This is a genomic window from Nitrospira sp. BLG_2, from assembly GCF_049222245.1.
In genome coordinates, this window is the sequence record NZ_JBLYIG010000291.1 from 1 (window position 1) to 4,906 (window position 4,906).

The 4,906-nt window shown below is 53.1% G+C and carries 5 protein-coding genes and 1 tRNA gene; 4 read left to right on the forward strand and 2 right to left on the reverse strand.

Annotated elements, in window-relative coordinates; translation table 11 throughout:
• Both ACOSYY_RS08100 and ACOSYY_RS08105 read right to left on the reverse strand, forming a co-directional pair.
• Window positions 1-1,151 (reverse strand): nitrite/sulfite reductase (locus ACOSYY_RS08100; RefSeq protein WP_421661762.1); only part of this gene is annotated, 1,151 nt, incomplete at its 3' end.
• A 41-nt stretch (window positions 1,152-1,192) separates the two neighbouring features.
• Window positions 1,193-1,642, reverse strand: coding sequence for an RrF2 family transcriptional regulator (locus ACOSYY_RS08105; RefSeq protein ID WP_421661763.1), 450 nt, complete (start codon window positions 1,640-1,642; stop codon window positions 1,193-1,195).
• A gap of 194 nt (window positions 1,643-1,836) precedes the next feature.
• Here ACOSYY_RS08105 and ACOSYY_RS08110 point away from each other — a divergent pair, with 194 nt between their 5' ends.
• The 4 genes from ACOSYY_RS08110 to thrS all read left to right on the forward strand — a co-directional run.
• Complete coding sequence (locus ACOSYY_RS08110) at window positions 1,837-2,427, forward strand: helix-turn-helix domain-containing protein (protein WP_421661764.1); 591 nt, start codon at window positions 1,837-1,839, stop codon at window positions 2,425-2,427.
• Between the two features lie 66 nt (window positions 2,428-2,493).
• Window positions 2,494-2,766, forward strand: coding sequence for an HU family DNA-binding protein (locus ACOSYY_RS08115; RefSeq protein ID WP_421661765.1), 273 nt, complete (start codon window positions 2,494-2,496; stop codon window positions 2,764-2,766).
• Between the two features lie 125 nt (window positions 2,767-2,891).
• Window positions 2,892-2,966, forward strand: a tRNA-Val gene (locus ACOSYY_RS08120).
• A gap of 79 nt (window positions 2,967-3,045) precedes the next feature.
• The coding region (thrS, locus tag ACOSYY_RS08125) for a threonine--tRNA ligase (RefSeq protein WP_421661766.1) at window positions 3,046-4,906 on the forward strand (1,861 nt) is incomplete at its 3' end.

Below are 4,906 nucleotides of genomic sequence, written 5' to 3' on the forward strand. Positions count from 1 at the left end.
AGATTGCCGTTCGAATAGCGCTCTGCCAGGCCGGCGACGAACAGCATCTGTTCAGCCGTAATATCCCCCATAAACAGCTTGATGGCGGCTGTGACATACCCATCCTGCTTCTGCTTTACGACGTTGGTCCGTTTCCACATCTCGAACGGCGTCTCATAGCCAATCGCGTGAGTCCCGTTGCCGTTGCCATTTCCGTTTCCATTCGCCACACCGTTTCTCGTTGGCATGATGAGTCGCGGGGGTTCATCCTGATGCTGCAGGAGAGTCAACGGTCTGGTCTCGGGAAGTGCGTGTCCCATGGCGACGTAGGCTGCTTCCCAGCGCCGTTTGAATTCGTCAAACCCCAGCTTGTCGATCACGAAGTTCATCCGGGCCTTGTTTCGATTTTTTCGATTGCCTAGGGTGTCGAAAACTTTAATAACGGCTTCGATACTGGGAATCAGTTCCTCCATCGGTGTGAATTCACGGAGCAGTTGGGCGACCCGTGGAGCGGAACCCAAGCCTCCACCGGCCACCATTCGAAAGCCGATCTCTCCGTCGGCTCGTTTGACCGCCAGCAGGCCGATATCATGGATGGGAGTCAGAGCACAGTCATGCTTGCAGCCGGAAAACGCGATTTTGAACTTTCTCGGCATACTTTGATTCAACGGGTTCCGTAACAAATGATACGCGACTGTCTTCGCATAGGGAGTCACATCGAATACTTCTCCTTGGCACACACCGGCCAGATGACAGGCCGTCACATTCCGCACGGTATTGGCGCAGGCCTCTCTGGTGGTAAGACCGACTTCTGCCAGTCCCCGCATGATACTCGGTACATCCTTCAGCTCTACGAAGTGCATTTGAATATCTTGTCTTGTCGTGACGTGGCCGACTCCGGTCGCATAGCGGTCGGCGAGTTCCGCCACACGTCGCAGCTGATTCGCCGTGATGCCGCCGAACGGGATCTTGATGCGGACCATCTGCACCCCACGCTGACGCTGGCCGTAAATGCCGTACTGCAGGCGAAAAGGTTTGAAGAGATCAGTGGAGATCTCTCCGGTCAATGTTCGTAGGGCTTCGACCTCAAAGGTTTCTATTTCCTCTAGAATGGCCGGCGGAATCGGATGGGTGACAATTTTGGGGGTAGTGAGGGATTCAACTGGGTTCATATACCGATCTCCTTGCCTCCTCAGGAGAGGAGCCCTTCAAATCAAATGTGATACATCGGATTGCGCTGAGCCTCGATCGTCCGTAGACGCATCGCCAAGTGTTCGACGGTCACGTTGTCGAGAACTTTTCGTTCCGCCTGCTGAACCTGTTCCCAGACGTCATCCAACAGCAGTTCCGGTTTGGCCGCGTGGCGATCGCGTGTTCGTTGACCGACAAATGACCGATGAAAGACCGGCCCCTCCAATGCCTCGAGTATATCGGCGATCGACATTGCCGTTGGTTCATGCGTGAGGAGATACCCCCCTTGGGCACCCCGTTGGCTTTCTACTAATCCGGCCTTCTTCATCGCATGGAGAACTTGTTCGAGGAAACGGACTGGAATTCCATGGCGCCTCGCGATCGCTCGCGCTTGAACCGGGGCTTCATTGGCATGCATTGCGAGATCGACAGCGACCATAATTCCGTACGTGGCTCGTTTAGACACTTTCATTCTTTATTATTCCTGTAGGGATTGAGATACATATACATTTTCCTGTCTCAATCTGTCAAGCCATCAGGAAACAGCTTCTTTACTGGCAGGTGATGCTGGCATAGTCATACTGAAAGGCCGATACGTCCATAAATACGATTGACATCGTTTACGCCCTCGGCAATAATCCGCCCTCTGCTGCGGGTGATGCCTTCATGTCTGTGCCGTCATCTTCATTTACCATTCTGCTATTCACGAACGACACGGCCGTACAAGTTCTCGTGAAAGAGCTCTTCACGGACGTCTCCGTTACGATCACTCGGGACATTTCGACCTTTCAAAAGGAGTTGTCAAAACATCGGTTTGATACCGTCGTGATGGAGTCGCAAGGCGGACAGGAACAGATGAGCGCGCTCAATGACCATCTCGACCTCACTCGCACTCTGTGTATCAGAGGGTCTAAGGCTGTCTTAAAAAGGACACTGAAAACCATTCAGCTGATGAATCAGTCAAATAGTTCCCAGCAGAACAACGCCCGCGACGCTTCCCTGGAGAGCTATTTGGAGGTCAAAATGGGAGAGTTCGTGAAGGGGATGAGAAACGGATCGGCAAAAAACCTTCATCCGATCCTCATTTCAGCGGTAGAACGCCCTCTCATCACTTCAGCCCTGCGGGAAACAAGAGGGAATCAAATACAGGCAGCTGAACTCCTTGGACTCAATCGGAACACGTTGCGAAAAAAAATCGTGAATCTTCACATTCCCTTGAAACAAACAAAGCGAGAGCGAGTCATCGTGCCTGAATAAACTTGACAAGTGTGCTGCTGGGCTCACTTCCCATACCACCTCTCAAACTCATGAAGGAGGGACATCATGACAAAGGAAGAGCTGATCGCTAAGATGGCGGCTTCAGCGGGCATCACTAAGATAGCGGCCGGAACCGCCCTCGAAGCATTCACCGGGGCGGTGACTTCCTCGTTGAAAAAAGGACAACGCGTCTCCCTCGTCAATTTCGGCACCTTTACGATTTCCAAGCGAAAAGCCCGAATGGGAAGAAATCCGCGGACAGGCGAATCACTTCGAATCCCAGCTGCGAAGGTCCCAAAGTTCTCAGCCGGGAAAGAGCTTCGTTCTGCTGTGAGGTGATGGTCCTCAAGCTGAAGATTAAAGGGAAGGTCGGACTTCTTTCAGATAACTGAAGGACTGCGACCTTCCATTTCGTTTTCTTGACAGTGTCAACGAGGCTATATTAGCATGCCTCCTCTATCGATAGGCGCGTAGCTCAGGGGGAGAGCGCTACCTTGACACGGTAGAGGTCGACGGTTCAAGACCGTCCGCGCCTACCATTCAAGCTGAGGCACTGGTTTGCCTCTTGGAGGCTCGGTGCCTTTGTTGTTTTCTGTCGTGGATCAAATTCCATAAGTCATGAAGATATCCATAAAAGACGGTCCAAGCGGTGACATTCCGATCGGGGGGACGATAGGTGACGCTCTCTCTGAGTTAGGAGTTGCAGGCCAGGATATCCTGGCGGCCAAAGTAGACGGAGCGGTGGTTGATCTGTCGCGTCCTCTGTCTGGGAGTTCGGTAGTCGAACCGCTGAAGTTCGACAGCGCAGAGGGCCGTGAGGTGTACCGGCACAGCAGTACTCACATCATGGCTCAGGCAGTCAAAGAACTCTTCCCGTCTGCGCAACTGACCATCGGCCCGGCCTTGGAAGAGAGTTTTTATTATGATTTTGCTTTCGAGCGTCCCTTTACTCCCGAAGACCTGGAGAGAATCGAAGAGCGCGCCGCCGAAATCATCAAGCGTAATCTTACCATCACAAGGCGGGAGTTCTCGAAAAAGGACGCGATAGATTTTTTCATGGCCCGTGGAGAACACTACAAGGTCGAGCTGATTCAAGGCTTCCCGGATGGAGAGCCGATCACGGCCTACGCCCAAGGCGACTTCGTCGATCTCTGTCGCGGCCCCCATCTCCCTACCACCGGATCCATTGGGGCCATAAAATTGCTCACCACGGCAGGAGCGTATTGGCGGGGCGATGAACGTAATCCGATGTTACAGCGGATTTACGGGACATCCTTTCCGACAAGAGCGGAAGTGGATGCCTATCTGGCTCGGCTGGAGGAAATTAAGCGGCGCGACCACAGAAAAGTCGGAAAAGAACTGGATTTGATCAGCATTCAGGATGAGATCGGACCCGGTTTGGTACTGTGGCATCCGAAAGGCGCGGCGGTCCGCCTGTTGATTGAAAATTTCTGGCGAGAACAACATATTCGGGATGGGTATCAGCTGGTCTATTCGCCTCATGCCGCGCGGCTTGATCTTTGGAAAACCAGTGGGCATCTCGACTACTACCGCGAAAACATGTTTCCATCGATGAAGCTGGAGGGCAGTGAGTACCAGCTGAAACCGATGAATTGTCCGTACCATATCATGATCTATCAGAGTCATCTTCGCAGTTATCGAGACCTTCCCATTCGCTATGGGGAATTGGGGACGGTCTACCGCTATGAACGGACCGGCGTTCTGCACGGTCTCATGCGGGTGCGCGGATTCACGCAGGATGATGCCCATCTCTTCTGCCGCCCGGATCAAATGGAACATGAAGTCAGCCGGGTACTGGACTTTACATTCTTTGTGTTACGGACTTTCGGATTCCATCAATTTGAAGTATTTTTGTCCACCCGGCCCAAAGAGTCCGTGGGTGGGGATGAACATTGGACTTTGGCCACCAGCGCATTGGAAGTGGCACTGAAAGGCCGTAACATCTCCTTTCATCTTGACCCGGGAGGAGGGGCATTTTACGGTCCGAAGATCGACATTAAGATCAAAGATGCGTTGGGACGCTCGTGGCAATGTTCAACGGTCCAGGTGGATTTCAACAATCCGGAGCGGTTTGAGTTAAGTTACATTGGTGAGGACGGCAAGGCCCATCGCCCGATCATGATCCATCGCGCCTTGATGGGGTCCATCGAGCGTTTTTTCGGCATTCTGATCGAGCACTATGGGGGCGCGTTCCCGACCTGGCTGGCTCCAGTGCAGGCGGTGGTCATGAACATCACCGATCATCAGCAAGACTACGTCGCGGTCGTCGCCGCTCAATTGAAGACGGCCGGCTTCCGCGCCGAGACGGACATTCGGAATGAGAAAATCGGGTTCAAGATTCGTGAAGCGGAAAAAGCGAAAGTCCCGTTCATGTTGGTCGCGGGAAACCGTGAAATGCAAGACGGGACTCTCTCGGTACGAGGCCGAAGCGGGTCAAATTTAGGGAATAAGACGGTAG

Excerpts from the sequence above, each read along its gene's own strand:
- ACOSYY_RS08105 (WP_421661763.1), bottom strand. The coding sequence starts at position 1,642 with ATGAAAGTGTCTAAACGAGCCACGTACGGAATTATGGTCGCTGTCGAT.
- ACOSYY_RS08110 (WP_421661764.1), top strand. The coding sequence starts at position 1,837 with ATGTCTGTGCCGTCATCTTCATTTACCATTCTGCTATTCACGAACGAC.
- ACOSYY_RS08115 (WP_421661765.1), top strand. The coding sequence starts at position 2,494 with ATGACAAAGGAAGAGCTGATCGCTAAGATGGCGGCTTCAGCGGGCATC.